We start from the raw sequence: 2,898 nt of genomic DNA, 5'->3' as shown, positions 1-2,898 counted from the left end.
GGGGAAGGAGAAAAGATTCAGAACAGCGCGCAGGTAAAATTTATCATAACCGCTGCGGTCAATGGTTTCAACTCTGCGAGCAGCCGCCTGCCCGAAGGAATCGGTGCCGCGACGCCCGGACGGATGCGGGCCCCGCCGTGGCGGCGCGACCGCTGCCAAATCGCCGTGATTTCGGGGACGGGGCCGAATAGATCCGCCCGCCGCCGCGTTGACTAATCTGATCTGCAACCTCTATGCCGCTGTTCAAATGGACCGCGGGCCACAGACCGCCGCACAGTGTCGTTTTCCGCGGTCCGGGGCCGAGCGAAGCGACGTCATGCCCGTGGTGCCGTCTGTGGTCCGCCGTCGTGCCGAGAACAGCACATAGGTTGCGACTTGAGGTACCGACTCCGTTTCGTCCATCCCCCTTCTGCTTCCCATGAGCGATCCCATCGAGGCGCTCCGCGCCCACCTCGCCCCCATCGACGACCTCGAGTCCGCCGCCGCGGTGCTGGCCTGGGACCAGGAGACGTTCATGCCCGACGGCGGGGCCGAGGCGCGGGCCCACCAGCTCTCGACCCTCCAGTCGACGGCCCACGAGCGGTTCGTGTCCGACGAAACCGGCACCCTGCTCGACCGGGCGGCCGACGCGACGGCGGACGCCGACCCCGAAAGCCTTCGGGACGACGCGAGCCTCGTGCGCGTCACCCGCCGCGACTACGAGCGCGCCCGCCGGGTGCCCTCGTCCCTCGTGGCCGAGCTCTCGGAGGCGACCTCCCGGGCGAAGCAGGCCTGGAAAAAGGCGCGCGCCGAGGACGACTTTACGATCTTTGCCCCGCACCTGGAGACCCTCGTCGACCTCTCGGTGGAGAAGGCCGAGGCGATCGGCTACGAGGCGGAACCCTACGACGCCCTCCTTCAGGAGTTTGAGCCCGACCTCACAACCGCCGAGGTCGCCGACACCTTCACCGCGCTTCGCGAAGACCTCGTGCCGCTGGTGGACGCCATCGCCGATTCGCCGCAGCTCGAGGACGACGTACTCCACCGGTCCTACCCCCAGCCGGCGCAACGGACGTTCGGCGAGCAGATCCTCGCCGACCTCGGCTACGACTTCGACCGCGGGCGGCAGGACGTGTCGGCCCATCCGTTCACCACCTCCTTCTCGGTCGGCGACGTCCGCATCACCACCCGTTACGAGAAGGACTACCTGCCGTCGGCCCTCTTCTCGATGATCCACGAGGGCGGCCACGCGCTCTACGAGCAGGGCATCGATCCGGCCCTCGACCGCACGCCGCTGGGCGACGGCGCCTCCCTCGGCATCCACGAGTCGCAGGCCCGGCTCTGGGAGAACCACGTGGGCCGCAGCCGCCCGTTCTGGCGCCACTACTTCCCGAAACTGCAGGACGCCTTCCCCGACGCAGTGGGCGACGCCTCCCTCGACGCCTTCTACCGGGCCGTCAATCGGGTGGAGCCGTCCCTCATCCGCGTGGAGGCCGACGAGGTGACCTACAACCTCCACGTCATGCTCCGCTTCGAGCTGGAGCGGGGCCTCATCGACGGCACGGTGGCCGTCGACGAGCTGCCGGCCCGCTGGAACGAGGCGATGGACGACTACCTCGGGGTGGTGCCCGACACCGACGCCGACGGCGTGCTGCAGGACGTACACTGGTCGATGGGCTCGTTCGGCTACTTCCCCACCTACACGCTCGGCACCCTCACGGCCGCCCAGCTCATGGACACGGTCCGCGAGGAGATTCCCGACCTCGACGCCCGCCTGGCCGAGGGCGACTTCGACCCGCTGCTCGACTGGCTCCGCACGCACGTCCACCAACACGGCCGCAAGCATACGGCCCCTCAGCTGCTGGAGCGCGTGACCGGCCGGGCGCTATCGGCCACCCCCTGGCTCCAGTACGCCCGAGACAAGTTCGGCGCGCTCTACGATCTCGACGAGCGTGCGTAGACGCGGTACTCACTGCGCATCCGACGTCGCCTCCTGCTTCGTGAGCCGCGAGCCGTCGCGCGCAAGCCGCCCCCGGTCCAGGAGGTGCCGAAGACACCGGCGCGCGTCGGCTGTGTCGAGGCCCTCCCGCTCGGCCACTCGGAAGAAGGTCCGGAACGTGAACGAGGAGGGAAGGGCCCGGTGCAGCCCCGTGGTGGCCGAGGGGGGCTCCGGCGCCGGGGCGGCGTCGCCGTCCTCTTCGTCCAGGGTCGCGAGCAGCGTGTCGGCGAGATGGGCGTGGGTGACCTTCTTCCGGAGCGCCTGATTCTCTTCCAGGAGGTGCTCCCGGTCCGACTCCAGTTCCGAGACGCGAGCGCGCAGCCGCCGGACCGTGGCCTCCAGTTCTTTGATGCGCTCGGTAAGTTCGGTTCGGGACCGTGTCGTGGAAGAGTCGCGGGCCGTGTCGGTCATGGTCTCCAGGGATGGTGTCCAGCGGAGGGAAAAGGCCGGCGCACTGCTCGGGACCCTACCGATCCGTGAACAAGCTTCTTACGTCCGTTTTCGCTTGTGGCTGCACACGGTCCCCAGCCACTGCGGAAAATGATATGCAAACGTCCCTACGGAACGGTAAAGCAGCCAGCCTCGGCTTTTTTTGCGCTTTAGATTGACAGATAGATCCAACGTCGGGGGGGGACCTATGTTACGCTTACCCCCCGCCCTTACAAGACATCGGTAGTTTTGGATAACCTCCGCCTCACCGATTCTCCAGCCGGGGGCCCGGGAGCGACGACCGCATCGACACGTGGGAGACGGTTCGACTGTCGAGACCGTTTTGATTTTTTGGATCGCCACTGACGCCGACGTCGCTCCGCCCGACCGTGAATGATCAGGGAGGGTGTGCGCGAGAAGACCGGTCGGGAGAGGCCGATCGAAGTGCACGGAGCGTCATGATACAGGTAGGCGTTGGAGCAATGGAACGC

3 protein-coding genes are annotated in these 2,898 nt (G+C 67.3%); 2 read left to right on the top strand and 1 reads right to left on the bottom strand.

Features of this window, described 5'->3' with window-relative positions; translation table 11 throughout:
- Positions 1–216, top strand: a 216-nt coding sequence (locus V5A20_RS13900; protein WP_332327634.1) for a hypothetical protein, incomplete at its 5' end; no start/stop codon positions are given.
- Between the two features lie 202 nt (positions 217–418).
- Complete coding sequence (locus tag V5A20_RS13895; RefSeq protein ID WP_332327632.1) at positions 419–1,939, top strand: carboxypeptidase M32; 1,521 nt, start codon at positions 419–421, stop codon at positions 1,937–1,939.
- A 9-nt stretch (positions 1,940–1,948) separates the two neighbouring features.
- Here V5A20_RS13895 and V5A20_RS13890 read toward each other — a convergent pair whose 3' ends face one another.
- Entirely contained in the window at positions 1,949–2,389 is a 441-nt protein-coding gene (locus tag V5A20_RS13890; RefSeq protein WP_332327631.1) for a hypothetical protein, read from the bottom strand.
- Positions 2,390–2,898: the final 509 nt, after the last annotated feature.

The organism is Salinibacter sp. (assembly GCF_036626415.1).
Lineage (GTDB): Bacteria > Bacteroidota > Rhodothermia > Rhodothermales > Salinibacteraceae > Salinibacter.
Note: the sequence above shows the minus strand (reverse complement) of the source record. Positions and strands in the feature narration are given on the sequence as shown.